General features: G+C 52.0%; 24 protein-coding genes and 1 tRNA gene. 16 read left to right on the top strand and 9 right to left on the bottom strand.

What is annotated here, in order from left to right:
• Positions 1–129: 129 nt before the first annotated feature.
• Positions 130–1,185 carry a type 2 isopentenyl-diphosphate Delta-isomerase gene (gene fni / locus H581_RS0121910; RefSeq protein ID WP_028611874.1) on the top strand — a complete coding sequence of 352 codons (1,056 nt, stop codon included), beginning with the start codon at positions 130–132 and terminating at the stop codon, positions 1,183–1,185.
• 115 nt (positions 1,186–1,300) lie between these two features.
• Here the strand turns inward: fni and H581_RS0121905 are convergent, their stop codons facing one another.
• Together H581_RS0121905 and H581_RS38035 are read right to left on the bottom strand one after the other, a co-directional pair.
• Positions 1,301–1,978 carry a Ger(x)C family spore germination C-terminal domain-containing protein gene (locus tag H581_RS0121905; protein WP_084134717.1) on the bottom strand — a complete coding sequence of 226 codons (678 nt, stop codon included), beginning with the start codon at positions 1,976–1,978 and terminating at the stop codon, positions 1,301–1,303.
• 301 nt (positions 1,979–2,279) lie between these two features.
• Complete coding sequence (locus H581_RS38035; RefSeq protein WP_156889662.1) at positions 2,280–2,426, bottom strand: hypothetical protein; 147 nt, start codon at positions 2,424–2,426, stop codon at positions 2,280–2,282.
• A gap of 165 nt (positions 2,427–2,591) precedes the next feature.
• Here H581_RS38035 and H581_RS0121895 point away from each other — a divergent pair, with 165 nt between their 5' ends.
• On the top strand, positions 2,592–3,332 hold the full coding sequence (locus H581_RS0121895) for a class I SAM-dependent methyltransferase (protein ID WP_028611872.1): 741 nt from the start codon (positions 2,592–2,594) through the stop codon (positions 3,330–3,332).
• Entirely contained in the window at positions 3,329–4,345 is a 1,017-nt protein-coding gene (locus tag H581_RS0121890) for an MBL fold metallo-hydrolase (RefSeq protein WP_245600112.1), read from the top strand. Before H581_RS0121895 ends, H581_RS0121890 begins: the two co-directional genes overlap by 4 nt.
• Here the strand turns inward: H581_RS0121890 and H581_RS0121885 are convergent.
• Entirely contained in the window at positions 4,342–5,955 is a 1,614-nt protein-coding gene (locus H581_RS0121885; RefSeq protein WP_028611870.1) for a response regulator transcription factor, read from the bottom strand. The genes H581_RS0121890 and H581_RS0121885 overlap by 4 nt on opposite strands.
• Positions 5,956–5,994: 39 nt before the next feature.
• Positions 5,995–7,722: a sensor histidine kinase gene (locus H581_RS0121880; RefSeq protein ID WP_028611869.1), complete on the bottom strand. Its 1,728-nt coding sequence runs from the start codon at positions 7,720–7,722 to the stop codon at positions 5,995–5,997.
• Positions 7,723–7,972: 250 nt separating this feature from the next.
• Between H581_RS0121880 and H581_RS0121875 the strand changes: the two genes are divergently transcribed.
• From H581_RS0121875 to glpX, 4 genes are all read left to right on the top strand, one after another.
• On the top strand, positions 7,973–8,827 hold the full coding sequence (locus H581_RS0121875) for an ABC transporter permease (RefSeq protein ID WP_051251300.1): 855 nt from the start codon (positions 7,973–7,975) through the stop codon (positions 8,825–8,827).
• Between the two features lie 125 nt (positions 8,828–8,952).
• Complete coding sequence (locus tag H581_RS0121870) at positions 8,953–9,831, top strand: carbohydrate ABC transporter permease (RefSeq protein WP_028611867.1); 879 nt, start codon at positions 8,953–8,955, stop codon at positions 9,829–9,831.
• A gap of 126 nt (positions 9,832–9,957) precedes the next feature.
• The gene (locus H581_RS0121860) at positions 9,958–11,688 is read left to right on the top strand and encodes an extracellular solute-binding protein (protein WP_028611866.1); all 1,731 of its coding nucleotides are present in this window, start codon (positions 9,958–9,960) and stop codon (positions 11,686–11,688) included.
• A gap of 243 nt (positions 11,689–11,931) precedes the next feature.
• Entirely contained in the window at positions 11,932–12,933 is a 1,002-nt protein-coding gene (gene glpX / locus H581_RS0121855) for a class II fructose-bisphosphatase (RefSeq protein ID WP_028611865.1), read from the top strand.
• A 312-nt stretch (positions 12,934–13,245) separates the two neighbouring features.
• Here glpX and H581_RS0121850 read toward each other — a convergent pair whose 3' ends face one another.
• Both H581_RS0121850 and H581_RS0121845 read right to left on the bottom strand, forming a co-directional pair.
• Positions 13,246–13,926, bottom strand: a complete 681-nt coding sequence (locus H581_RS0121850) for a TIGR00266 family protein (protein WP_028611864.1) — start codon at positions 13,924–13,926, stop codon at positions 13,246–13,248.
• Positions 13,927–13,947: 21 nt separating this feature from the next.
• On the bottom strand, positions 13,948–14,487 hold the full coding sequence (locus tag H581_RS0121845) for a phosphatidylglycerophosphatase A family protein (RefSeq protein WP_028611863.1): 540 nt from the start codon (positions 14,485–14,487) through the stop codon (positions 13,948–13,950).
• A gap of 132 nt (positions 14,488–14,619) precedes the next feature.
• Between H581_RS0121845 and H581_RS0121840 the strand changes: the two genes are divergently transcribed.
• The 3 genes from H581_RS0121840 (at position 14,620) to H581_RS0121830 (ending at position 17,319) form a co-directional block, all read left to right on the top strand.
• The gene (locus tag H581_RS0121840; protein WP_028611862.1) at positions 14,620–15,672 is read left to right on the top strand and encodes a GerMN domain-containing protein; all 1,053 of its coding nucleotides are present in this window, start codon (positions 14,620–14,622) and stop codon (positions 15,670–15,672) included.
• A gap of 235 nt (positions 15,673–15,907) precedes the next feature.
• Complete coding sequence (gene rph / locus H581_RS0121835; protein WP_028611861.1) at positions 15,908–16,645, top strand: ribonuclease PH; 738 nt, start codon at positions 15,908–15,910, stop codon at positions 16,643–16,645.
• 5 nt (positions 16,646–16,650) lie between these two features.
• On the top strand, positions 16,651–17,319 hold the full coding sequence (locus tag H581_RS0121830) for a non-canonical purine NTP pyrophosphatase (RefSeq protein ID WP_036719571.1): 669 nt from the start codon (positions 16,651–16,653) through the stop codon (positions 17,317–17,319).
• Positions 17,320–17,660: 341 nt separating this feature from the next.
• Here H581_RS0121830 and asnB read toward each other — a convergent pair whose 3' ends face one another.
• A complete protein-coding gene (gene asnB / locus H581_RS0121825; protein WP_028611859.1) occupies positions 17,661–19,505 on the bottom strand; it encodes an asparagine synthase (glutamine-hydrolyzing) in 1,845 nt (614 codons plus the stop codon).
• Positions 19,506–19,642: 137 nt separating this feature from the next.
• Here asnB and H581_RS0121820 point away from each other — a divergent pair, with 137 nt between their 5' ends.
• The gene (locus tag H581_RS0121820; protein WP_028611858.1) at positions 19,643–19,975 is read left to right on the top strand and encodes a hypothetical protein; all 333 of its coding nucleotides are present in this window, start codon (positions 19,643–19,645) and stop codon (positions 19,973–19,975) included.
• A 25-nt stretch (positions 19,976–20,000) separates the two neighbouring features.
• Positions 20,001–20,354, top strand: coding sequence for a hypothetical protein (locus H581_RS35000; RefSeq protein ID WP_051251198.1), 354 nt, complete (start codon positions 20,001–20,003; stop codon positions 20,352–20,354).
• Between the two features lie 265 nt (positions 20,355–20,619).
• On the opposite strand, the gene H581_RS0121810 is transcribed toward H581_RS35000, so the two are convergent.
• A complete protein-coding gene (locus tag H581_RS0121810) occupies positions 20,620–21,513 on the bottom strand; it encodes a LysR family transcriptional regulator (RefSeq protein WP_028611857.1) in 894 nt (297 codons plus the stop codon).
• Between the two features lie 117 nt (positions 21,514–21,630).
• Between H581_RS0121810 and H581_RS0121805 the strand changes: the two genes are divergently transcribed.
• Positions 21,631–22,104: an HPP family protein gene (locus H581_RS0121805; protein WP_036719569.1), complete on the top strand. Its 474-nt coding sequence runs from the start codon at positions 21,631–21,633 to the stop codon at positions 22,102–22,104.
• A gap of 205 nt (positions 22,105–22,309) precedes the next feature.
• Positions 22,310–22,969: a type A chloramphenicol O-acetyltransferase gene (gene catA / locus H581_RS0121800; protein ID WP_028611855.1), complete on the top strand. Its 660-nt coding sequence runs from the start codon at positions 22,310–22,312 to the stop codon at positions 22,967–22,969.
• A 190-nt stretch (positions 22,970–23,159) separates the two neighbouring features.
• Here catA and H581_RS0121795 read toward each other — a convergent pair.
• Positions 23,160–23,236 (bottom strand) — tRNA-Arg (locus H581_RS0121795).
• 207 nt (positions 23,237–23,443) lie between these two features.
• On the opposite strand from H581_RS0121795, the gene H581_RS0121790 reads away from it, so the two are divergent.
• Positions 23,444–24,346, top strand: a complete 903-nt coding sequence (locus H581_RS0121790) for a hypothetical protein (RefSeq protein ID WP_245600111.1) — start codon at positions 23,444–23,446, stop codon at positions 24,344–24,346.
• Between the two features lie 88 nt (positions 24,347–24,434).
• Positions 24,435–25,724 (top strand): trigger factor, encoded by a 1,290-nt coding sequence (gene tig / locus H581_RS0121785; RefSeq protein WP_028611853.1) that lies wholly within the window; start codon positions 24,435–24,437, stop codon positions 25,722–25,724.
• The last annotated feature ends 192 nt before the right edge of the window (positions 25,725–25,916 follow it).

The raw sequence follows: 25,916 nt of genomic DNA, 5'->3' as shown, positions 1-25,916 counted from the left end.
GGAAGCGTGAAACGGAAAATTATGCTATGCTTGTACATAAACGTGTATAGCCGGTTAACGGCTGTGAAATAGATAAGCGAAAGGGCTGCCGCTATGGGCGGCAGCCGTATTCGCTTGGGAGGATCAAGCATGACAGTAGAGGATCAGGCAGCAACCGCGAAGCGAAAGGGAGAGCATATCCGCATATGTTTGCAGGAGCAAGTTAACGGCATCGGTATCGAGACCGGCTTGAACCGGTACCGATTTAAGCACAATGCGCTGCCGGAGCTTTCTTTCCGCGACGTGAAGCTGGAAACCGAATGGCTTGGCAGAAGGCTTGGAGCGCCTCTGCTCGTCAGTTCCATGACAGGGGGCACGGACGAGGCGGGCGCGATTAACCGTCGGTTGGCGATTGCGGCGGAAGAGCGGGGCTGGGCGATCGGACTTGGCTCCATGCGGGCCGCGATTGAGAATGAGCAGCTTGCGGACACGTTCAGGATCAGGAAGGATGCACCGAGCGTTCCCGTAATCGCGAATATCGGCGCCGTTCAATTCAATTACGGCTTCGGCGCGGAAGCCTGCCGCAAAGCGGTTCATATTGCGGAGGCAGACGCGCTCGTCCTGCATTTGAACAGCATGCAGGAGGTGTTCCAGCCGGAGGGCGACACTGATTTTCGCGGTATTTTATCCGCTATTCATCAAGTATGCCGTTCCCTGGAGGTACCGGTCGGCGTGAAGGAGGTAGGCTGGGGTATTGATGCGGATACGGCCGCGGCCCTGTACGACGCAGGCGTCTCCTTCATTGACGCGGCCGGCGCGGGAGGAACCTCGTGGAGCCAGGTCGAGAAGTTCCGCTCGACCGACGCCCTCCGCAGCGAAGCCGCCGAAGCGTTCGCCGATTGGGGAATCCCGACAGCGGACAGCGTGTCGGAAATTCGCGCGAGGCTGCCGCATGCGACGATCATCGCGAGCGGCGGCTTGCGGAACGGCGTCGATGCAGCCAAAGCCATCGCGCTTGGCGCGAATTTGGCGGGCTTCGGAAGAGTGCTGCTTCCGCAGGCCGCCCGCATTGAAGAAACGGCATTGCAGGAGCAGTTGCTTCAGCAGTTCGAGCGGATTGAGTTCGAGCTCCGCACCTCGATGTTCGGCATCGGAGCAGGCTCCGTTGCCGAGCTGAGAAATACGAACAGGCTTATTGCCAAATAAGCCATATGTGCCCGGAAGGGAAGCGAGGATCCCCCGGCTTTTTCTCCGAGCCCAGATATGGAATTCAGCACAAAAAGGACCGTCCGGTGAATAGAATGATGCCGGACGGTTTTTCTCATTTGATCAGCCCCGTACCTTCGATTTTAATATCCGTATTCACGATGAACTTAACATAAGGATATATCGACTGCCATTCCTTCCAAGCGCCTTTACCGGGATGAGCAGCGCGATACCTTAAGCCGAAGCCGAGCGGATCGACCCCCGCTTTTTGGATTTTGCGAAGCAGCTTCTCTGCGGATTTGGAGTAGGTCTTGTTTAATCGCTGCTCGATTGGCGCCCAATTTTGCGTGTACATGCCGTTTGGCGCTTCCTCGACGACCGTGTTCATCTTAACGCGCATCGTAATGACATCATAGCCGTTCTGCTTGCCGATGCGGTATTTCGTATTCATTTGGTTAATCGTCAGGACGATGGGATGCCCTTTGACCGTGCCGTGGGTTGACGATTTGACGATTTCGTCAGCCAGCTGGATATACATCTGCGATTCTGACGGCGATAATACGAGCTTCACCTTCTCCTTGTTCAATAGAGACGCTCGATTAATGATGAAGCCCTCCTTGTTGTCCTTCATAATAACCGGAATGACAGGATCTAGCCCCTCCTCCATCGACCGCCTTGATAAATCCGATAACGTTTCTACATAGGTATAAGACGACTCGGTTCCGTCTGCGCCGAAGCTGAGAAAAAGCGTGTTGCCCGGATAACGGTCCGACAATGGCTTCACCTTCAGCATCGTTTCGGCATCGGGTCCACGTAAGCTTTGAACATACGAACGCCTTCGGCAGCCGTTTGGGCATCAATGGTTTCAAGCTGCGCCATGGAGGCTCACGGCTCGATTTTAGGAGACGGAACGGCTAGCTGCGTCGTGATACGGTACGGTTTTTTTTCATTGCCGGATAAGTCGATTCCGAGCGCGACGACAAAAAAAAGTTTGTCTATATCCTTGAAACCCCGATACGAGCCAGCGGGGAAGATGAAGCTTCAAAATTTCGGGCAGTCCTTTACCCGGCTAGCGGGCTAGCGCTCGTGTACATTTAGACCAAAATGGCGCCGCTAACTGCCCCCGCGATCAGTGACGAAACGGCGCCAGCATACCGGAAGGTGATCAGGATGTGCGGCACGTACAGCCTGAGATTAATGAAGCTGACAAAGATGAAATTGTAGAAGAAATAGCGGTTCATTGGAAAAATCGTGCAGCCGTTTCCGCTTGCATAGCTTGCTCCGATAGAGATAAATTATTCCAATTCCAAACCGGTTTTGCGGGCATGGAGCAATTGAAGTAAAATAAGTAATCATATCGATTAAAGAAACGAGCGGTAAGTTTCATCTTGAAGGAGCGCGGCGAAATGAAACCATGGTACGAACAGAGCTTTGGCAATGATTATATGCTTGTCTATAAACATCGTAATTGTATGCAAGCCGGCAACGAGGTGCGGCAAATGGTAGATTGGCTGCAGCTGCCGAAGGGCGCAGAAGTGCTCGATATCGGCTGCGGCACGGGAAGGCATTCGCTCGCGCTGTCAAGCTTAGGATATTCGGCGACAGGAATTGATTTATCCCCGGCCTTGTTAGATGAGGCGCGCGGGAATGATGAATCTGGTGCCGTGAATTGGATCGAGGGCGATATGCGCGAGCTGCCTTTCGAAGCGGGGAGCTTCGATGCGACGGTTAATCTGTTCACTTCCTTCGGCTATTTCTCGATCGAGGACGAAAACGTGAAAGTGCTGCGTGACATACGGCGAGTATTGCGAACGGGCGGCTCTTTTCTCATTGATTTTCTTAATCCGGTCTATGTCGAGCAGCACCTGGTTCCATGGTCCGAGCGGGTCGATTCGGAGACGGGGCTTCATATTGAGGAGGTTCGGTCGATTCGGGACGGTTGGGTACAGAAGGAAATTACGGTATACGAACCGAACGCGCAGCCGAGGCAATATTTGGAGAGGGTCAGATTGTACGGCCTGGATTGGTTTACGCGCCATTTGACCGATTGCGCCCTTGAGCTTGAGCGGTTGTACGGCCATTACGACGAATCGGAATACGATGCCGTTTATTCGCCGCGCATGATTATGGCAGGAAGGGCGAAATGACGATGAAAGCACAATTTGAAGATGAATCAAATCGTACGGTCGTACTGGAAAAAGGATGGATTCAAGTGAAGGTCCCCGTTCCATTCTCGTTGAAATGGGTGAACAGCTACCTGATTCCGGAGACGGAGGGCTATACGCTGATCGATCCGGGCTTGCGGACGGATGCCGCGATCCGGATGTGGGACGAGTCATTGCGTACGCATCGTATACAATGGACGGATATCACACGGATTATCCTTACGCATCAGCACCCCGATCATTACGGCCTCGCCGGTTACGTGCAGGAGAAGAGCGGGGCAAAGGTATACCTGTCAAGGCGGTCTCATGCCTACGCGATTAGGCTTTGGAGCGAGAACAGCACGTTCGCTGAAGAACTGCAGAACCTATATGCGGAGCATGGCATGCCTGCCGAGCTGAGAGCGGCCATCGGGGCTAATTTGTCCACTTTTACAGCCATGGTCTCCCCCCAGCCGGAGGTAACTTACATGCAGGCGGGAGACAGCATGGAGATCGGCGGGACGAGCTGGAAGCTGATCGACGCGCCCGGACATGCGAACGGCCAGCTATGCTTCTATAATTCGGAGCGGGGCTGGATGCTGTGCGGCGACCAGGTGCTGCCTCGTATTACGCCGAATATCAGCGTCGTACCGGGAGAAAGCGGAGATCCGCTGGCTGTTTTTCTTAACAGCCTGGACGAATTGCGGCAGTATAAGGTAACGCTTGCCTTGCCAGGGCACCGTGATCCGTTCACCGACTTTGCCGGACGCATAACAGAGCTGCAGGAGCATCATGAACGCAGGCTGCTGCGGATGCGCGAGCTGCTTGCCGAAGAGCCCCGCACGGCATTCGCCATGTGCGAGACGCTGTTCGGCAGCCGTCTGCGCGGGAACGCTCATAATTTGCGGTTTGCAATGTCGGAGACGATCGCCCATCTCGTCTATTTGGAACGGAAAGGGTTTATTTCCTCGACGCTGTCGGACGGCGTATTCCACTTCGCTTTATCCGCTGTCTAACGATCGCGGAATTCCTGCGGCGTCATGCCGTATCGGTCCTTGAACACCTTGATGAAATAGCTTGTTTTCATATAGCCGACCTTGGCGGCGATTTCGTATATTTTATCCGGCGTGGAACGGAGCATATGGGCGGCCTTCGCCATTTTAAGGCGCGACAAGTAGTCGCTGATGCCTTCGCCCGTTTCGAGCTTATAGATTTTGGACAGGTAGGACGGGTTCAGGAACACATGCTCGGCTATGGATTGCAGTGACGCGTCCTCCAGATGGCCGGAGGCGTATTCCTGTACCTTCTGTACGAGGTTGGAGCGGGAATCCTGCACTTTGCCGCTCATGTGCTCCCGATATGCCTGCAGCACGCTTGTTGTCCAGGAACGCAGCTGCTTGACCGTATGAAAATGAGGGCCGTTCAGCAGCTGGTTGTATTCCGCCCCCATCAGCTCGGCCATCCACAGCTTATTTTTATGAATGGAGAAGCTGAGCGAGCTTACGATCATGAAATAGGTTTCCAAGATATGCTCATGCGAGTCTCCCCATTTCTGCTCTAATTCCTCGAAAGCCAGATTCAGCTTCTCATCGATGGCGTCCCACTGGCCTGCCTCCAGCAAATGAATAAGCAGGGGAGGATGGTACAAACGGGATAAGGAGTTGGCTTCTCCTTGCTCCGCATCCTCCGCCAGCGTCAACTGGAACCCCCGCTCGCTGCCGATTCGTTGGCGGAAGCTGCTCAGCGACAGCTCATAGGTGCCCTGAACGTCGTCTGGAAAGGCGGCCTGCTTGCTTAATACAAGCGAGACGGTGCCTTTCAGGTACAGCTTCACGCAGTGCTGGAGCTGAGCCGTTTTCCGCTCGATCTGATGGATATTCATCGGCTCCGCCGACAGGGCATCCTTCTTCCTCGTCAACAGAAATACCAGATAGCCGTATTCGTCCTTGGTGTACCAAAGGCTGTATTCATCCGAGAAAATCTCCTCCGCAATGTTGCATATCGCATATTCCAGCAGGGAGCTATCCTTTTCGTTCTGCTCGTCAAAGTAATCCTCCGGTCTTAGCAGCATCAGGCAGCAGCCTGAGGGAGCCGTAAACGGCAGCTCAAGCATTTGAAGCCTCTCCTTCAGCTCGGCTAATCCGGTGGCGCGGCTTTTCAGAAGCTCAAGCAGCAGATGGCTGCGGAGGATCGGCAGATTGCTTCTGAGCGACGAAAGCGCGCTTTGATGGGAAGTGACCTCCTGCCAGCGATCCTCCAGCTCGCTTACAGCTTTGCTGACGGCGTTCAGCAGCTCCTCGTCCTCCGCCGGCTTCAGCAGGTAATCGCTCGCCTGATGCTGCAGCGCGCGCTTGGCATATTCGAAGTCGTTATAGCCGGACAAAAGAATGCATTTGACATGATTCCATGAAGCTCTAATCTGCTCGATCAGGTCAAGTCCGGATAGGCCCGGCATCCGAATATCGGTAATGACGATGTCGACCGGCGTTACATTCATAATCTCCAGCGCCTCTTGCCCGGAATTCGCCCGGTAGACGGAGGCGACGCCTACGCTTTCCCAGGGCAGCATGCTTGCCAGATCCTCTACCAGATCCGGCTGATCATCTACAATAAGCAATTGGTACAATTTGCATCTCTCCTTTTCTTATCGTAATCGCGCTTCAGATTACGGACTCCTCGGCCAGTTTAAATAGACGGCGATGCCGCCCTCCGAACGAAGCCGGAAGACAACCGAGGCTTCCGGCCCGAATTGATAATGGAGACGCTGCCGGACATTCCATAGCGCGCAGCCGGAATTGTCGTCGGGAGGATGCGTAATGCGTTTCTCCAGCGTGCGCAACTGCTCCTCCGACATGCCGATCCCGTTATCCTCCACTTTGATCGTATAGCCGCGCTCGTTATGTTCTCCCGTAATCGTAACCATGCCGTCGCCTTCATGCCTTTCAATGCCGTGCAGCACCGCATTTTCGACGACCGGCTGAAGCAGCAGCCTGGGAATCTCGAGCTCCTGCATCGCTTCGGGAACTTCGATGCGGTACGACAGATGCCGGATATGGAATTGCTGGATTTCCAAATAGCTTTCCAGCAGCTGCAGCTCCTCGCTGACGGTTGCGGTCAGCTTTTCCACCCGGGTCGTATACCGGTAATATTTGGACAGATGCATGGCAAGCTTCATGACCGATTCCTTCTTATCGAGCCGCGCCAGGCTGCGGATAAGCGCAAAGCAGTTATAAAGAAAATGCGGATTGATCTGCGATTGCAGCTGCTTTACGTCCGCTTCCCGTCTTCTGAGCTCCTCCACATAAACCTTCTGGATCAATTGCTCCGTGTGGGCGGCCATATCGTTAAAGCGTTGGAACAAATACGTAAATTCGTTTCGCGGGTTCACCGTTATACGGGTCGAATAATTGCCTTCTTGAAGCCGCTTTACATTCCGGATCAATAAACCGATCGGCCGCTGTACGTTGCGGTACAGCAGATAGCCGGCCAAAATGCTCATAACAAGCAGCAGCGTGACAGAGCCATAGAACAGGCTCCTGCTCGCGACGATCGGTTTCAGAATATCGGCAAGCGGCACATAATCGACAAGGTACCAGTCGAGCGTCTTGATATGCGCGGTTGTAACGAGGAAGGAGGCGCCGTCCACCTTCAAGATCCGGTTGGAAACCTCTTCAACCGTCGAGCTTTGAATCATCTTCGTAATTTCCGCCAGCATGTCCGCGTTCGTAGACCGGCTCTCGATAGCCCCGGCCCCGTTCGGATGCAGGAGGAACGGATCGCCTTTCCCGGCATGTTTGAACGCATCCAGATCCCGGATAATATGCTCCTCCGGAAAGGATATTTCGACGATAATCCCTGCGCTTTCGATATCGTCCGTTTTGCTCTTTGGCTTAACGATATGGCGCACGAACCGGTTTTGCTTCAAATTTTGAATCGTCATTTCTTTATAGGACCAATTCGGCGTTAGGATTCGTTTCACCGACTCCAGGTCGTACGTGAGATAGGTATTGGTGGATACAATTTGTTCGCTGGCAGGCGCGTAAATACTGTATTGGGTGTCCCAGCGCTGCGCGACGTTCAGCAGCCGCAGCCGCTCGAGAATGCGAAGCTTCTCGGCGTTGCGTTCATAGGCGCTTTCAATAAGATGAAGGTTCTGCAGCTGCTGGATATGGATATCCTCGCTGAGCAGGAAGCCGAGCGTCGACAGCGTCGTTACGCTTTTGTCAATCTCGCTGGCCAGGAAGGTGATGTCTTTTTGCTTCAGCGATTTCATCTCTTGCGTAATGACATCGATGCTTGTCTGGATGGAAAGCGTATACAGAATTATGATCGGAATGAGCAAGAGTACGATTAAGGATGTTATTTTAGCAAACGTATTTTCTCTGAGGCGCATAGCTCTACCCTCTCTTATTTAAGTCAACAAAATGGCATGCTTCCAAAGAACGTGGTCTATAGAACAGGAGATCGAACTGATAAAATTATCATACAGGAGAGCTGATAAAAAACAATCTTATTTTGACATGGAAAGGGGCACCGCAGTGGAAAGTGCGATAAACGAACCGCTGAAGCAGTCAACTTCACAGGCGAACAAACAACTAAACCGGTCGAGAGAGAAATGGAGTCGCACATGGCCCTTGCATCTCATGCTGCTGCCGGCAGCCATCGCCACATTTATATTCGCCTATGTGCCGATGAGCGGGCTGATCATGGCTTTTCAAGATTTTAAACCTTACGACGGCATGCTGGGGTCAAAATTTATCGGCATGGAACATTTCCGGTTCATGTTCGAGTATCCGGACAGCAAACAGGTCATTTGGAATACGTTAATTATTTCGGGTCTCAAAATCGTCTTCGGGCTGATCGTGCCGTTTGTCTTCGCGATTCTGCTTAATGAGGTCAGGAAGATGCTGTTTAAGCGCGTCGTTCAGACGCTGGTTTATTTGCCGCATTTTATCTCGTGGGTTATTCTAGGCGCGATATTGACCGATATGCTGGGCAGCGAGGGCGTTGTCAATCAAGTGCTTAACGGGCTTGGAATCGGCGCGATTCCTTGGCTGATGGAGGGTGATTGGTTCCGCTTCACCGTTGTCGTCAGCGATATATGGCAAAATTTCGGTTTCAATACGATTGTATTTCTCGCTGCCTTGTCGGGCGTCAATCCTTCGCTGTACGAAGCGGCTGAGGTCGACGGGGCAACGCGCTGGAAGCAGACGATTCACATCACAATGCCTGCGATGATTCCGATCGCGGTCGTCGTAGGCACGCTGTCGCTCGGTAATATTTTGAACGGCGGCTTCGACCAAATTTTTAATTTGTACAATTCTCTCGTCTATGACAAGGGCGACATTATCGATACGTTTGTGTACCGGACGGCGATTCTGAACGGGCAGTATAGCTTTGGAACTGCCGTAGGGCTGTTCAAATCGTTAATCGGCTTGATTTTGATCGTCTTCTCTTACCGGTTGGCATTCAAATATGCAGGCTACCGTATTTTTTAAAGTATAAGATAAGTTTACCTCGTATAACCAGGCTTATATTTCACCACACGTTTGCGTTCATAGATATGGACGCCGACAGGTCTTACTGCTTGAAATTAAAAGTTCCACAAAAAAGGATGAGAATGATGTACCATAAATCAGCGGGTTATCGAACCTTTTCCGTATTCAATTATTTGCTGCTTACGCTCATTTGCGTATCGTGCATCCTGCCGCTTATTCATATTCTGGCGGTCAGCTTCAGCGCCAGCTCGCCGGCTAACGCGAACCTGGTCGGGCTGTGGCCGATCGGCTTCAATTGGGATGCGTACGCGAAGACGTTAAACAACGATAATTTTCACAATGCTATGCTTGTCGGCGTAGAGCGGACGCTGCTCGGGACAGCCGTCGGCATGGCCCTTATGATATTGGCCGGTTATGCGCTGTCCAAGGATAACGGCATGTTCCGCAGCCGTTCGGTTTACACGTGGTACTTCTTGTTCACGATGCTGTTCAGCGGCGGGATTGTGCCGGCGTACATGCTGATCCGCAACCTGGATCTGATGAATACCATTTGGGCGCTTGTGCTGCCCGGCGCGGTTAATGTCTTTAATATGGTGCTGCTGATGAACTTTTTCCGAGCGGTGCCGAAGGAGCTGGAGGAGGCTTCGTTAATCGACGGAGCCGGCCAATTCCGGACCTTGTGGAGCATTTATTTGCCGATTTCGATGCCTGCGCTTGCGACGATCTCGTTATTTACGATGGTTACGCATTGGAATTCGTGGTTCGACGGGCTGTTGTATATTACCGATTACCGGAAATACCCGTTATCTACGTTCCTCCAAACGATCATCGTCCAGCAGGATTTCAACAAAATCAACCCGGATATAAACGAGCTGAAAAACATTTCCCAGCGTACGGTCAAATCAGCGCAGATCTTCATCGGAACGCTTCCGATTTTGATCGTGTATCCATTCCTGCAGCGTTTTTTTGTGAAAGGCATTATTTTAGGGGCCGTGAAGGAATAGGCGATAAAAAGGTATGGATAACAAAATATTGGTCTTTATAAATATTATTCTCAACATTATATTTGTTACTGACGATGGATTATCGTTGCATTTTTACAAAAAAATAACTTATGGGGGTTCAAAGGGATGAAAAAGTTGTTATCCATTCTTATCGTATTGTCGATGGCGCTTGCGATTGCGGCTTGCTCCGGCAGCAACAACGGCAACAAGCCGGCCAATACCGGCGGTAATACCGGAGGGGACGATGCGGCTCCAAGCAATGCGGCTGCCGAGGAAGGATTTAAAGACGGCAAATATACGACGCCGGTTACGCTTTCCACCGTATGGGGCCTTAACCAGAACGGATCGGTCTTCAAGGAAGGCGAAACCATAGAGGATAACGTTCATACCCGGCTCATTAAAGAAAGGCTGGGCATTGACATCAAATACGATTGGGTCGTTACCAACACGAACGACGCTTACAAAACAAAGCTTCGCCTGATGCTGTCCTCCGGCGAGGAGATGCCGGATGTCGTCGTTTACCGTGGAGACCTGGAAACGGTTAATATGCTGATCGATTCCGGCCAGTTCATGCCGGTTGGCGATCTGGTCGACCAATACGCGAATGAAACGTACAAAGCGGGTCTTGATCTTGATCCGACAATCTGGCTGCCGATTACCCGCGACGGCGGGAAGATGGCGCTGCCGATTCTTGATTATGCATACAATGCGGACCATGTGATGTGGATTCGCGAGGATTGGCTGGAGAAGCTTAACCTGAAGGCGCCGGCGACGATTGACGAGATGGAGACGGTCATGGACGCTTTCGTTAAAGGCGACCCTGACGGAGACGGCAGCGCGAATACCCTTGGCCTTGCAACCGGCTTTAAGAACGGCTTCAGCAACTGGATGACGGACATCGGCTTTGTCTTCGGCGCATTCGGCACGATGCCCGGCCAATGGAATCTATCGGCTGACGGCAAGCTGGAGCACGGCTCGATCAATCCGGCCGCGAAGCAGGCGCTCGGCAAGCTGAAGGAGTGGCTGGACAAGGGCTACATCTCGCAGGATTCGGCGCTGCTTGACGAGTCGACCGGCGCGGAGCTCTTCACGAAGGGCAAAGCGGGCATCGTATTCGGACCGAACTGGCTGCCTGCTTGGCCTTTCCCGGACTTGCTGAATAACGTTCCGGGCGCGAAATATAAAGCTTATCCCGTGCCTGCAGGCCCGGATGGCAAAATCGGTTCCGCCGGAGGCAATCCGCCTGCGAACGGCTACGTGTTCATCAACAAAAACTCGGAGCATCCGGAAGCGATTTTACACTATTACAACTGGTTCTTCGATCATATGGCGAATCCGCAGCCGGGCAGCGAATTCGAGAAGGGCTTCGCAGAGGGCTACGACTACGCTACGCTGCCTGACGGATCGATTACGGCCGACATTGCGAAATACCCTGAGCTGTTCCCTGGTCTGAAGGATCAAACGGCGCCGCCGCTTTATTACACGCTTACGTATGAAGGCGCTCGTATTCCGACTCTATATGCCGAAACGCATGTGAAGCTGGCAGGCGGAGCAGAACCGGCTACGCCGTATGAGAAGCAGGAGTTCAACACCCGTCTGAAGGAAAATACGGATGCGATGAAGGTTGTTATGGACCAGCAGGATATCCGTATGAAAAACTACTACATGGGTCCGTTAACGGAAACGATGCAAAGCAAAAACGAGCTGCTGAATAAGCTGCTGAACGAAACCTTCAGCAAAATCATTTACGGTCAACAGCCTGTCGATGCTTTCGACGCCATGGTAGGAAACTGGAAGAAGTCCGGCGGCGAGCAAATTAAGATGGAAGTGAACGAATGGTATAACAGCGTCAAATAACGAATACAGTCTGTTCGTAATCAAATCGTGCAGCATCAAAGCCTCGAAGCCCAGCTTCGAGGCTATTTTTATCGTTTGAGTGAATTTATTCTGCATACGCCAGATAATGATGATTTAATGAAGAAAGATATATAATTATTGCATCATATATAAATATATGATACATATTTATTAACGGAAATGGCTTCAATGTGTACTCTATTCAGAGATATCCGTCATATGAAATGAGAAGGAGATTAGATAATGGAGAGAGAATTGGCGCTTGAGCTTGTAAGGGTTACGGAATTGGCGGCATTGGCATCCGCGCCTTGGATGGGCAGAGGCGATAAGAACAGCGCGGATGAAGCGGCAACGTCAGCCATGCGGGCGATGTTCGATTCGGTATCGATTCATGGAACGGTGGTCATCGGCGAAGGCGAAATGGACGAAGCTCCGATGCTCTATATCGGGGAGGAAGTCGGCAGCATGAACGGCCCGGAAGTCGATGTCGCGGTCGATCCGCTGGAAGGAACGGAGATCGTGGCGAAGGGGCTTAATAATGCCATGTCCGTTATTGCCGTTGCAGGCAAAGGACAGCTGCTGCACGCGCCGGATATGTATATGGAGAAGCTGGCATTCGGTCCGGCGCTCGTCGGCAAACTATCGATTACCGATCCGCTGGAGGAAACGCTCCGCAAAGCGGCCGTCGGATTAAATAAGAAGGTGGCGGATTTGACGGTCATGATTCTTGACCGCGACCGCCATGAATCAATCGTGAAGGTACTCCGCAAAGTCGGCGTACGCATCAAATTTTTATCGGACGGCGATGTTGCCGGGGCGATGGCGCCAGCGTTTCCCGAAGCAGGAATTGATCTCTACGTAGGATCAGGCGGAGCGCCGGAGGGGGTATTGGCCGCGGCTGCGTTAAAATGCTTGGGCGGCGAGCTGCAAGCTCGGCTGATGCCGGCGGACGGCAATGAGTACAAGCGCTGTATCGAAATGGGCATTGAAGATCCTTACCGCGTGCTTTCCATGGAGGATATGATCGGGAACGGCGACGTTTATTTTGCGGCGACGGGCGTAACGCCCGGCGAGTTTCTCGGCGGTGTCCGCTATTTTCCCGACCAACGGGCCGAGACGCATTCCATCGTCATGAGGGGCAAGACGAAGACGATCCGATTCGTCCGTTCGCTGCATGTTTTGCCGAACAAGCCTTTCTTGAACGCCGGTTTGCCGACAGCCCTGCAAACGCATGGCAATGGATGACCTGATCATCCGGCGCAGAACCTAGGCTGCCGGCCGCCGGCTGCTGGAGCATCGCCGATTAATTCTCCGACGCAATCCCGTTCGAGTTCGGACGAGAACGGCACGGCCTTTCGTCGAGTTCTAGAAAACCGGCCCCGGTCTGCATAGAGATCGGGGCCGGTTTTTGTTTTCGATCATTCACTCTCTATACTGGATTCCATCCAGTGATAGGAGGATTTTTGCATAAAGCGGCGTTTGAAGCCGAACAAACTGGACGAAATACAGGATAAGTACAAATATAAGGCAGGCATAGCGGCTGGCTGCCGATCGGTTCTAATTGCCTCTGGGAAGGAATTTCTTTAACCAGCTGGCGAAGCCCGACGGGTTCCGGGACTGCACGAGGACGACGCCTTCTCCGCGGAACCGGCAGACGATCGCTTCTCCGCTCGTTATGCTGGAGAGCCAGCCCTTAGACGCCTTATCGATGCTGTACTGCATATAGGCAGGCCATGCAACCAGATGGCCGTTATCGATGACGATCTCTTCGCCGGGAGCCAAATTAACGGCGTGAATGGCGCCGTAAGAGGATAGAAACACGGTGCCTCTCCCGCTAATTTCCACGATGAAGAAGCCTTCGCCGGATAACAGACCCCTACCCAGATTTTGCATTTTCGTATTCACTTCGATACCGCTTGTACCCGCCAAGAATCCATCCTTCTGAACGAGCAGCTTATAGGAGCCGTCCAGCTCGATCGCTTCGATATCCCCGAGGGAGGGGGGAGCAAGGAGAACCTCTCCTTGCCCCCGATTTGCGGTTAACTCCTGGAAAAAGAAAGTCTCGCCGCTCAGCATTCTGCCAAGCCCGCGCATAATGCCGCCGTCGACCGTACCCTTCAGATCGATATTCGGCGACATGGAGACCATCGCCCCCATCTCGGCCTTTACGTTCTCGCCCGGATTCAGCTTGACCTTCAGCATGGCGAAAGCGCCTCTATACAAAATTTCGTAATTCATCTTTCGACCCCTCCTGTACGTTTAATCGAGCGGAGGCTGCGTGACGCCTTCCCGCTCCGCCTGTTTGCGGTGAGCGATCCGGCTGGCCGCGGAAGCGGCGATCGCGCCTACGATATCGTCTAAGAATGTGTGAATTTCACCGTCTTTTTTATCGTTCAGTCTGACCAGAATGCCCGGCTTCAGCTTGTCGATATAACCGAAGTTCGTGAATCCGATGCTGCCATACACATTAACGATCGACAGCGCCAAAATTTCATCGCAGCCGTAAAGACTCTCGTCGTACTTGATCATATCCTGCAGCGGCGGCATGAGCTTTCCTTCCTCGGCCAATATATCGAGCTGGATGCCGGTCAATACGGCATTTTGCACCTCGCGCTTCGATAGAACGGCATCGACGTGCACGATGCAATCTTCGGGCGTCAGATCAGGGAAATATTCCTTTTGCAGAAAATGAACGAGCTCGGCGATCGCCAGCTTCGTCACCCCGCGCTTCATGAGCCATTCGTCTGTCGCTTCCGCTACTTTGCGGCTGTTAAGGCTATAAACTTCAGGATTGGACATGTTTTTGTACCCCCTTACGATTTTGTGGACAAAACTGGTCTAAAACAGGGAAGGGCTCGTATACATAGTACTACAAATAGTGAGTTGTACAAAGCCGCCAGGCAAAACTTGATTTAGGGAGGAAAGGTCAATATGGTTCAAAAAAGATGGATTAGGGGTGCAGTGCTATCGGGTGTATTGGTGCTTCCCATTCTTACGGCAGGCTGCAGCTTTTTCTCGCAGGAGACAGGCAAGTCGATCGATCCGCCGCAGGTTGAGGTGCAGGACGGATTAGAAGGCGAAGAAATCGGACAGGCTGATCTGCAAGGACAAGATACGCAAATGACGGTGTATTTGGAGGACCGGAACGGCTATTTGGCGCCGATCGCTCTTCAGACAACGCTGGGAACCAATGAAGTCGCAGCTCAAAAGGCGCTTGAAATGATGGTGGAGAACGGTGCTTACGCGAATCAGCTGCCGGAAGATTTCCGCGCGGTCATTCCTCAAGGCACTCAAATTAAAAAGTATACCTACGATAAGGAACAGAAGCTTGCCATCGTTGAATTCTCGGAGCCGTTCTCCAGCTATAACGAGCAGGATGAGCGTACGATCGTAGAAGCGATTACGTGGACGCTGACAGCGATGACGGGGATCGAGGGCGTTGAAATCTGGTATGAAGGCGCCAAATTGACGGAAATGCCGGTGGACGCTTTCCCGCTTGACGATGCGCTCACGAGGGATATCGGCATCAATATCGAAACGGCGAACGGAGTCAACTACGCGCAGTCAACGCCGGTCACGTTGTATTTCTCGGCCCAAACGTTGAACGACGAGCAGTATTACGTACCGGTAACTCGGCTTGTGGACCGTTCGGCATCGCCTGCTCAGGCGGCGATCGAGCAGCTGATTTCCGGACCGCTTAACACGAAGGAGCTGACGAGCGTCATTTTACCGGATGTAGAAGTGAAAAACATCGTACAGGAGGGCGAGGTCGTGACGGTCGACCTGCAGGATGAGGCCTATCAGGCCGGTCAGAAGCTTCCGGCGGAGATGCTTCAAGCGCTCGTTCTCTCGATCACGGAGACGACAGGCGCGGATTCGGTCCAGCTCAAGGTTAACGGCGAGACCAATATCATTGACGATGCCGATCAATCCTACAGCGAGCCGGTTAGCAGACCGCATCACGTTAACGCCATCAAATCGTAATCATACAGATGCTTCAAGCGGCTGCCCCTCTAGGTCATCGACCTTGAAGGGCAGCCTTCTTTTATTAAAGGGATGCTCCCTTGCCGATTTGTTGGCATCCGGAGAGGTCCCTTTTCTTTTTCCTTTCCTTGAGTGCATTTCAATGTCCACTTTGGTAAAATAGGAAAGATTGTGGAATGGTATGTTAGTGAATGATCAAACTAAACGAACTTTGAGTTACTCAGGAGGCAAAAGCATGCGAATTGATGGCAGGCAAACGAACCAGCTGCGGCAGGTAACGATAACGACAGGCGTAAATAAATATGCGGAGGGCTCGGTCCTCATCGAGGTCGGCGATACGAAGGTGATCTGTACGGCCAGCGTCGAGGAACGGGTACCCCCTTTCATGAAGGGACAAGGCAAGGGCTGGATTACGGCGGAGTACGCGATGCTGCCGCGGGCGACGCATTCGAGAAATATCCGCGAAGCGGCGAAGGGAAAGCTGACGGGACGAACGATGGAAATTCAGCGGCTGATCGGGCGCGCTTTGCGCTCAGTCGTTAATTTGCAGGCGCTCGGGGAGCGGACGATCACGCTGGACTGCGATGTCATCCAAGCGGATGGCGGCACGCGAACGACCTCCATTACGGGATCGTTCATCGCTCTGTGCCTGGCGGTTCAGAAGCTGTCGGAAAAAACGCAGTTCGCCAAATTTCCGATTACCGATTTTCTGGCATCGGTCAGCGTCGGCGTTATCCAGGAAAAGGCGATGCTGGATTTGAATTACGATGAAGATTCGAAGGCGAAGGTGGATATGAACGTCGTGATGACCGGCAGCGGCAAGTTCGTTGAGGTGCAGGGCACGGGCGAGGAAGCTCCTTTCTCGCGCGATGAACTGAACCAGCTGCTTGCGCTGGGCGAGGCGGGCATCACGGAGCTGATCAGCAAGCAGATTGAGGTGCTTGGACCGATTGCGGACCGTATCGGAGGTTAGCCTTAATGACAAAACCATCCCTGTTATCCCAAAACGTCATCGTCATTGCCACCAAAAATGCCGGTAAAGTGAAGGAGTTCGCTCACGCGCTGCAGAAGCTTGGCAAAGAAGCGGCAAGCCTGCTGGATTATCCGCAAATTCCGGACATCGTTGAGGATGGCCTGACATTCGCGGATAACGCCCGAATTAAAGCGAAGACCGCCGGCGACGCGCTCGGCGTGCCGGTGCTCGCGGATGATTCCGGTCTGCGCGTTGAAGCGCTGAACGGCGAGCCGGGCGTATACTCTGCCCGCTATGCGGGGGAGGGGGCGACGGACGCCGATAATAATGCGAAGCTGCTGCGGGAACTCGCTCGCTTGCAGATGAATGCGGCGGATTCCGCGCGTCCGAATCCGGATTTGCCGGACGGCTCACTCATACTGAGCAGAGCACAATTTGTATGCGCGCTTGCCTTGTACGATCCGGCGACGGGTATGTTTATTGAAGCGGAAGGCACGGTGGACGGCATGATTACGGACCGTCCGCACGGAGCCGGCGGCTTCGGCTACGACCCGCTGTTCTGGCTTCCAGGCCTGAATCGCGGCATGGCCGAGCTCTCGAAGGAAGAGAAGCAGCAAATCAGCCATCGCGGCGAAGCGCTGCGAAAGCTGCTGCCTCAATTAGAGCACCTTTAATTAGGCGTAAATGCCAAATAACCCCGAACCGCAGCGTTTCTGCTTCCAGTAGAAACGGCTATGCGGCCGGGGTTTTTTGAAATGAAATTTTGTTTACGGACTCTTTCTGATTCCAGGTTTAAATGTATAGACGTATCCGCATGAAAGGGAATTTCTCCTGTTAAATAACTTTAATATAGCTAAAAACGATTCTAACGGGAATTTCTCCCGTTAATCCGCCCATTTCATCGCATTTCAGACAAAATCGGTCGAAATAACGGGAGCTTTTCCTGCTAGACGGTGAAGAAGTGTAGTCCAACTAAGAAAATAGCGGGAGGACTTCCCGCTCGCAATCGTTTGCCCTACGCAATGACAATCTTATAATGCTTCAACCACAAGTTCACCTGATATAAATAGGCGAACAGCTGCGGACCGGACATGAGCTGGCCGAACCATGGAATGTTCGATTTTGCGGAATCCGATTCAGCGAGCTCCCTCACCTTTTTCGCATTGATAAGCGGGAGCAGCGGGGATGTCGGATCATCCAGCACCTCTAGAAGCAAGCCTTTGACGGCGGCCAAATAATTCGGGTTATGCGTTTTGGGATACGGGCTTTTTTTGCGGGTCAGGACATCGTCCGGAAGTACGCCCTTCAGCGCTTTGCGCAGTATTCCCTTCTCGCGGTCGCCGGATGTTTTAATCTCCCATGGAATGTTCCAGACATATTCGACCAGACGGTGATCGCAGAACGGTACGCGCACTTCGAGGCCTGCCGCCATACTCATCCGGTCCTTCCGGTCAAGCAGCGTCGGCATGAACCGCGTAATGTTCAAGTACGACATTTGGCGCATCTTCCGAAGCTGATCGTTCTCTCCGTCCAGATGCGGCACCTCGGCAATCGCCTGCGAATAGCGGTCGCCGATATAATCCAGCGGCTTGATCCAAGCCGCTACGTCCGGCGCAAGGAGGTCGGCGCGCATGGCGGATGCGAGCGACCACGGGAACGTGTTCGCATTCAACGCTTCTTCACGGTGGAACCAGGGGTATCCGCCGAAAATCTCATCGGCAGCTTCACCGGAAATCGCAACGGTCGCATCCTTTTTAATTTCATGACAGAACAGCAGGAGGGACGCGTCCACATCCGCCATGCCGGGAAGGTCGCGGGCATAGGTGGCTGCCTGCAAGGCTTCGGCAAGTTCGGGCGTGTCGAATTGTATCGAATGATGGACCGTGCCCAGGTGCGCGGTCATGCGTTCAATCCACGGTGCGTCGCTGTTCGGCTGGAACGCATGCGCTTGAAAATGCTTGTCGTTATCCCGGTAATCGACCGAATACGTGTGCACGCTGCCTTGGCCGGTCCGATTGTAATAGTTAACGGCGAGCGTCGTCAGAGCGCTGGAATCCAGACCGCCCGACAGCAGCGTGCATACCGGCACGTCCGATACGAGCTGACGTTCCACGGTATCCTTTAGGAGTCCGCCGACATGTTCAGCGGTCTCGCTTGTATTATGATCATGCGCCTTGCTCTTAAGCTGCCAATAGGTAACTGTCTTAATGCCTGAGCGGCTGACCGTCATGCATTTTCCCGGCCGAAGCTCGCTGATTTGCTTGTATACGCCATGGCCGGGCGTGCGCGCGGGTCCGAGTATGAAAATTTCGGCCAGCCCTTCGGCGCCGACCTCCGGCTTCACTGCCGGATGCGCCAAAATGCATTTCTGCTCCGAGCCAAAAATAAAAAGCCCGTCCTGCTGGCTGTAGAACAGCGGCTTGACGCCAAGCCGGTCGCGGGCCAGGAACAGTTCCTGCTGCACGACATCCCAGATCGCAAAAGCAAAAATGCCGTTAAAGCGTTCGACGCAAGCTTTTCCCCACTCCATGAAAGCGACCAGCAGCACTTCCGTATCGCAGCTTGTCGTAAATGTTCTTCCCCTGCTTTCCAATTCCTTGCGAAGCTCGAGCGCATTATATAATTCACCGTTATAGACTACGACATATTTGTCGTCGCCCGTATGACGGATCATCGGCTGGGCTCCGTTCTCAGGATCAATAACGGAAAGGCGCCGATGGCCTAATGCGCAATGCGCCGATATCCACGTGCCGGAAGCGTCGGGACCGCGCGGTGCAAGCGTATCGGTCATCTTCTCCAAGCTTTCGCTTTGCTTCGTAAGGTCACGGTTCCAGTCGATCCAGCCGGTAATTCCACACATCGATCTCATTCCTCTCTTTAGCTGGTCTCATGCAGCGATAATATCAGTTATATGCTGAAAAAAGGGATAAAATGTCTGTCCGAAGGGGAATGCTAGTAGGGTTGTAAAGGAAGCTAACAGGAAAGGGGAATCCGTTCATGAGCAAGAACGAGGCAGAGCATGAGGGACGAAAGCCCTATTACGTATCCGTTCAAGCGGGACAAATTTTGGAGGATCCGGAAGCGGCGGCCTACGAGCTGGAAGTTTATTTAAATGAAAGAGAGCATATCCGGCTGAGGGAGCTGTTTGACGAGCTGTCCAGCATGGATGAGGCTCAGACAGGCCATTTTGGGCTCAATCCGTTCAATATGAGCAGCAACGCCGAAATAAATGAAGGCTATGATGATATCATGAAACGGATTTACAAAAAACTGCACGATTACGGGACGGAAACGACCAAGCGGCATATCGAATCAATGGGACTGTTTTAACAGGTGAAGCGGGAGGTTATAATCATTGCAATTAGTAGAAGCGAACGTTAGGTGGGCAACAGAGTGGCAAGGTTTGACTTGCGCAGTAGTAGAGGTAGTCACAGACGACCCGGAAGCAAAACATGCGATTGTTTATTTCTCGTTGTCCGACGATAACGATTTCGATATGCAGGCTGTCGTTCAAAATCATGCGGCGGCGGATACGGACTGGTTCGATAACAATATGCACCAGGCTTTCGAGGACGTGACCGTAGACCTCTTCCAGAACGTAAATATGAAAACGAACTGGGGGGCGCGGGAAGTATTCAAGGAAGAGGTGCTTTCATTCGGACGGGTGAGAGAAGAACTGGCAGAACTGCTCCGTAACGGAGCGGAATAAGGACGGCGGGAGGTTGCTCCAAACGGTTGGATGCCGCTAACGCAAAAACCAGCATAGTTGACGGAACGTTACCGTGCCCAAACCTGCGTTTAGTCTGATCGAATCCTTGCGCTTTTTTGTCGACTTTTCTATTAAATATTTTCGATAACGCAGCGAGTTGACCGAGGCCAAGTAGGAACGGCTATACCGATTCGTTGAAAGCAAGCAAACGGCATTTTCAGTTTAACTCCAAGAAACGGATGGGCCACGTTATGGCTCATCCGTTTTATTGTTTTTTAAAATAATCCGTTAATTGCTGAAGAAAGGCTTGCGCAGCCGAATTTGGCTCTCGGCCTTTGCGGGTAATAACCCCGTGCGTCATCGTCAGCTGACGGTCGTACGGGAGGGGGAGCAGCGTACCGTCCGCAATTTCCGTCCGCACATTCGATTCCGGTACGAAGGCGATCCCGATGCCGCAGCTCACGGTTTGCTTAATAAGCTCGACGCTGGAAAAGGACAGCTGATCCCCAAGCACTACCTTAGCAGCCTGCATGACGTCGCGTCCGTAGGCGTGATAGATGCATTGCTCGCCAAAGCTGATGAACGCGGTATCGCTTAGTGAGCCCCAGCCCTGACGTTCGATTCGTTCGCGAAGCGCGGGAGAACAGACGAGCATAAGCTTCTCTTCCAGCAGCGGCGTAAAGTGGAGGTCATCCCGCCCGGGATCCATAGGCAGAATTCCTGCATCCGCCTGATGATTAACGACATTCGCGATAATGTCGTTCTTGAGGCCGGGCGCGAAGCGGAGCTTCACCTTCGTGAATTGCTGCAGAAACGCAGTCAGGAATGGAGGCATATGGGAAACGGTGAACGACTCTAGCGCCGCTAACCGGACAATGCCGGAGGGAGCGCCGGTATCAGCGAAAGCATCCTGCAGCGACTGGCCGAGCCGGATAAATTCATAAGCGTATGGCGCTAGCCGGAGCCCGTTCTCGGTCGGTTCGACGCCTCGCGGCAGGCGGTGAAACAGCTTCTTCCCGCTGGTCGTCTCCAAATGCCGGATATGCGCCGTAACGGTTGACTGGGCGTACCTCAGCTTGTCGGCGGCGCGGCTGAAACTCTTTTCTTCCAATACGGTCGTGAATGTAACGAAAAAACGTCCTTCCCATGATTCCATCATATCGTTTTCCCCTTAGGTATCGGATTTTGAAATGATTCGTATCGGAAACATTCAATATTCAAATGGATAAGTTCTATGATACCATCGTTTTCAATAAACCGAAACGAGGCGATTCCTATGTGGGGAAAAATAATGGGGAAGCCGCTGCTGGCGGCAGCGGGCGGGACTTTAGCCATAGCGTTGTTGTTATATCTTGGCGACGCCGTATCTTTAACTTTTTTAATGGCGCCTTTCGGGGCAAGCTGTGTCATTGCATTCGTACTGCCGGAGAGCCCGCTGGCGAAGCCGCGCAGCATCATCGGAGGACATATCATCAGCACGGCGATCGGCCTTGCCATCCTGCATCTGGTTGGAACGTCCATCTGGTCAATGGCATTTTCGGTAGGCTTATCCATCCTTCTGATGCAGTATACACGGACCGTTCATCCTCCTGCCGGCGCGGACCCGTTAGTCGTTCTGCTTAGCGGCGCAAGCTGGTCCTTCCTGGTTACGCCGGTGTTGATCGGTGCCGTGCTAATTTCCGTCTCGGCTTATCTTTACAGAAAAGTGCTGACCTCCGCCAAATCGGCGCAAACGGAAGCGGGAAAATAAAGAAAAGCTGCTCCTGCAGAGACGGGAAGCTCAGTTGTTCAAGATTAGCAATCAGTTATAAGCATTTTTTGATGTTGTGGCTATGGTGATGGTATACTCGTCGTTACAGAATACTTTCTAGAGGGATTGTGATGAGGATATGGTTAAATCAGTCGAACAGACCTCCTAAAATGAAAAATGCAATAATTTTAGGAGGTCATTATATATGAATTTCAATCCGATTGTTATGGATAACTGGAGTAGAAAACCCTATTTTGATCATTATTTAAACAATGTCAGATGCACCTATAGCATGACGGCAAATATTGACATTACCCTTCTGCTGTCAGAACTTAAGAAAAAGGGGATTAAGCTGTACCCGGCGCTAATCCACATGATAACTACGGTGGTAAATCGTCACAGTGAATTTCGCACATGTTTTGATTCCGAAGGCAGGTTAGGCTATTGGGATAGCTTATCTCCCAGCTTTACAATTTTCCATGACGATGATAAAACTTTTTCAAGCATCTGGACTTTGTACGGTGAAGAATTTAACGGTTTCTACAGCCGTTATCTTGATGATATGAAAATGTACGGAAGTGTTAAACAATTTGCCGCTAAAGCAAACGAACCGCCTAACACTTTCCCCATTTCCAGCATTCCGTGGGTCAGCTTCACGGGCTTTAACCTGAACGTCTATAACGAGGGAACCTATTTGCTGCCTATCTTTACAATAGGAAAATTTTTTCATCATGACGATAAAATACAGTTGCCGTTATCCGGACAGTTCCACCATGCCGTTTGCGACGGCTACCACGCCGGCTTGTTGTTTAATGAACTGCAAGTACGGGCAGATACTTGTAAGGAATGGTTGCCAACCATTTAGCTGGCCGCTACATTCCGCTCACGGGACACAGCCGGCGCGAGTCCGCCCTTTTTCACCAAATCTCATTCCCTTTCCGGAAGCAAGTAACAGCAAAATCGCTAAAGTCAAATAAAGAAGACCTCCAATTCCTTGTAGATCAAGGGCTTGGAGGTCTTATGTAGACCACAGCATGAATTTAAGTTTAATTTGATGGCGTCCCGGGAGGGATTCGAACCCCCGACCGACGCCTTAGAAGGGCGTTGCTCTATCCAGCTGAGCTACCGGGACACAAGTAATAATATACCACAAACTAAAGTTATATTGCAAGCATATTTTTAAAAATAACGATTGGCTGCGGTATTTGTTTTTTCTTTCATTCGTACATGGTATAATCGAACGCAAGATTAGTCGAATGTACAAACGGCGTGAACATAAGGCGGTGTTATCATAACGACTCCCAATGACACACAAGGCGACAACAAGGATAACGTTTATTTGTTCCCAAGCATGCTGGATCATTATCAAATTCAGCTGACGCGGATGCTGGAAGCGGAGCAATACGGGGAGGCCAAGGAGCTGCTGCGTTTTTTGCTGCAATGCCAAGGCGAGGATGAGCGCCATTATGAAGAGTGGGACAGTCTTCTGACATGGCTTGACATGGCTTTTCCCGAGAACGGAACGGCAGATGAAGGGACAAGCCTCCTGGCGGTGAAGCACGAGGAGGAGAATGAAGCGTCGATTCGCGAGCAGCTTCTGAATCCGCCGGATCAGGATGAAGCGTATGTGAATCAGGTGCTTTACATCATGCAGCATCACCCTATGATCGATCAACAGCTGCTTGCTCTTGAACGTGCCGCTTATATCCAATCGCCTGACATCAATGATTCCATTGAGAAATGGCTGTTGACCGAACCGGTGCATCCCGTCGTCCAGTTTAAGGCGCTGCAGTGCTTGCGCAAGAGAGGCGTAACCGGGTCTCTGACCATTGAGCGTCTCGGGGAGACGGTACAGCTTGAGTTGGACGAAACTCCGTTGTCTATGGAGGATTTTCCGGAGCCTGTCGTCCGGATATTGGAGCGGACCGCGCAGGCGGCAGAGGTGGACGATCCGACATTGCCTCATTTTGCCGGAGAGCTCTGGAAGGAAAGTTTACAATTTTTGTACGGAACGGCTGCCTATCATTGGATGCTAAGGGAAGATGAGGACACGGTAGATATATTTGCCGCCGCACTGCATTTGACGCTGCTGCTAACCGTCTACGGCTCGGCTAATGATGACGATATTCGCGATACATACGGTATTTCCGAAGGTTTAAGGTTCCGTTACGAGCAAGCCTGCAGGGCGCTTAGACAGGTTGCTGTCTTGCAGCAATCGGGCGATGATGATCCGCAGTCTTGAAATGGTTGTCCATCTTGATTATAATAGAATGGTTTATGAAACGTGAATACTAGTGATGCATGAGCATTTTCGGAGGGGAAGGCATAAAATGAAAGCAACTTGGGAAAAAATAGACAAGAACATCGTTTCAATCGACGTGGAGGTAGGCGCGGAGAAAGTCTCTGATGCTCTTGATCAAGCATTTAAGAAAGTCGTTCAGAAGGTAAACGTACCCGGATTCCGCAAAGGTAAAGTGCCGCGCGGCATCTTCGAATCCCGTTTCGGGATTGAAAGCCTGTATCAGGACGCGATTGATATTTTGCTGCCGGATGCATACTCCGAAGCGGTGAAAGAAACAAGCGTAGAGCCGGTTGACCGTCCTGAGATTGACGTTGAGCAATTCGGCAAAGGCCAAGCCTTCAAGTTCAAAGCAAAAGTAATCGTTAAGCCTGAAGTAAAACTTGGCGAATACAAAGGTCTTGAAATGGAAGCCGTTTCGGCTGGCGTATCGGAAGAGGAAGTAGCGGCTGAACTGGAGCGTCTGCAGCAGCGTCACGCGGAGTTGACGGTTATTGAAGAAGGTGCTGCCCAGGACGGCGACATTACCGTAATTGACTTCGACGGTTTCATTGACGGCGAGATTTTTGAAGGCGGACAAGGCGAGCGTTACTCGCTCGAGCTCGGATCGAAATCGTTTATTCCCGGCTTCGAGGATCAAGTCGTCGGCATGCAAATCGGCGACTTCAAAGACATCGAAGTAACGTTCCCGGAGGACTACCATGCGCAGCACCTGGCCGGCAAACCGGTCGTGTTCAAAGTGAAATTGCATGAAATCAAGCGCAAGAGCCTGCCGGCTCTAGACGATGAGTTCGCGAAGGATGTCAGCGAATTCGATACGCTTGAAGAGTACAAGCAAGATCTTATTGCCAAGATGAAAGAGCGCAAGGAGAAAGAAAACGAGCAAACTCGCGCTAACGCGATCGTTGACAAAGCTGCAGCAGCGGCAGAAGTTGAAATTCCTGAGCCGATGGTCGTCACTGAGACGGACTACCTGATTAAGGATTTTGAGAACCGCCTTCGCATGCAAGGAATGAACATGGAGCTTTATTACCAGTTCTCCGGTCAGAGCGAGGCCGTGCTTCGCGAGCAAATGCGCGCCGATGCCGAGAAACGCGTACTGAATAATCTTGTTCTTGAAGCGATTGCTAAGGCAGAAGGCATTGAAGTTACGGAAGAGGATTTGTCTTCCGAGCTTGAGCGGCTGTCCGCTTCGTATAACCGCCCTGCCGAAGAGCTTCGTGAAATTTTCGAGAATAACGGCAACTTGACTAACCTGCAGGAAGATATCACGCTTCGCAAAACGATCACGTTCCTGCTTGAAAACAGCAAAGAGGTTTAATTACGCACATCACGATAATTAAATAGACGTTTTACCCAGGATAAGGCACGTCATAGATACGTGCCTTATTTTGACACTACATAGGAAAATGTGCTCGGCCCGGGGGCTAATCTCCGTACATATCGCAAGACCGTTATCGTATAATGTACTATTGGAAAAATGACATCATTACGATGACGTGTTACAATAAGT

Origin of the sequence: Paenibacillus harenae DSM 16969, assembly GCF_000422465.1 — a bacterium.
In the GTDB taxonomy this organism is placed as follows: domain Bacteria; phylum Bacillota; class Bacilli; order Paenibacillales; family Paenibacillaceae; genus Pristimantibacillus; species Pristimantibacillus harenae.
The sequence above is the reverse complement of the archived record's forward strand: the minus strand, read 5'-3'. Positions and strand labels throughout refer to the sequence as shown.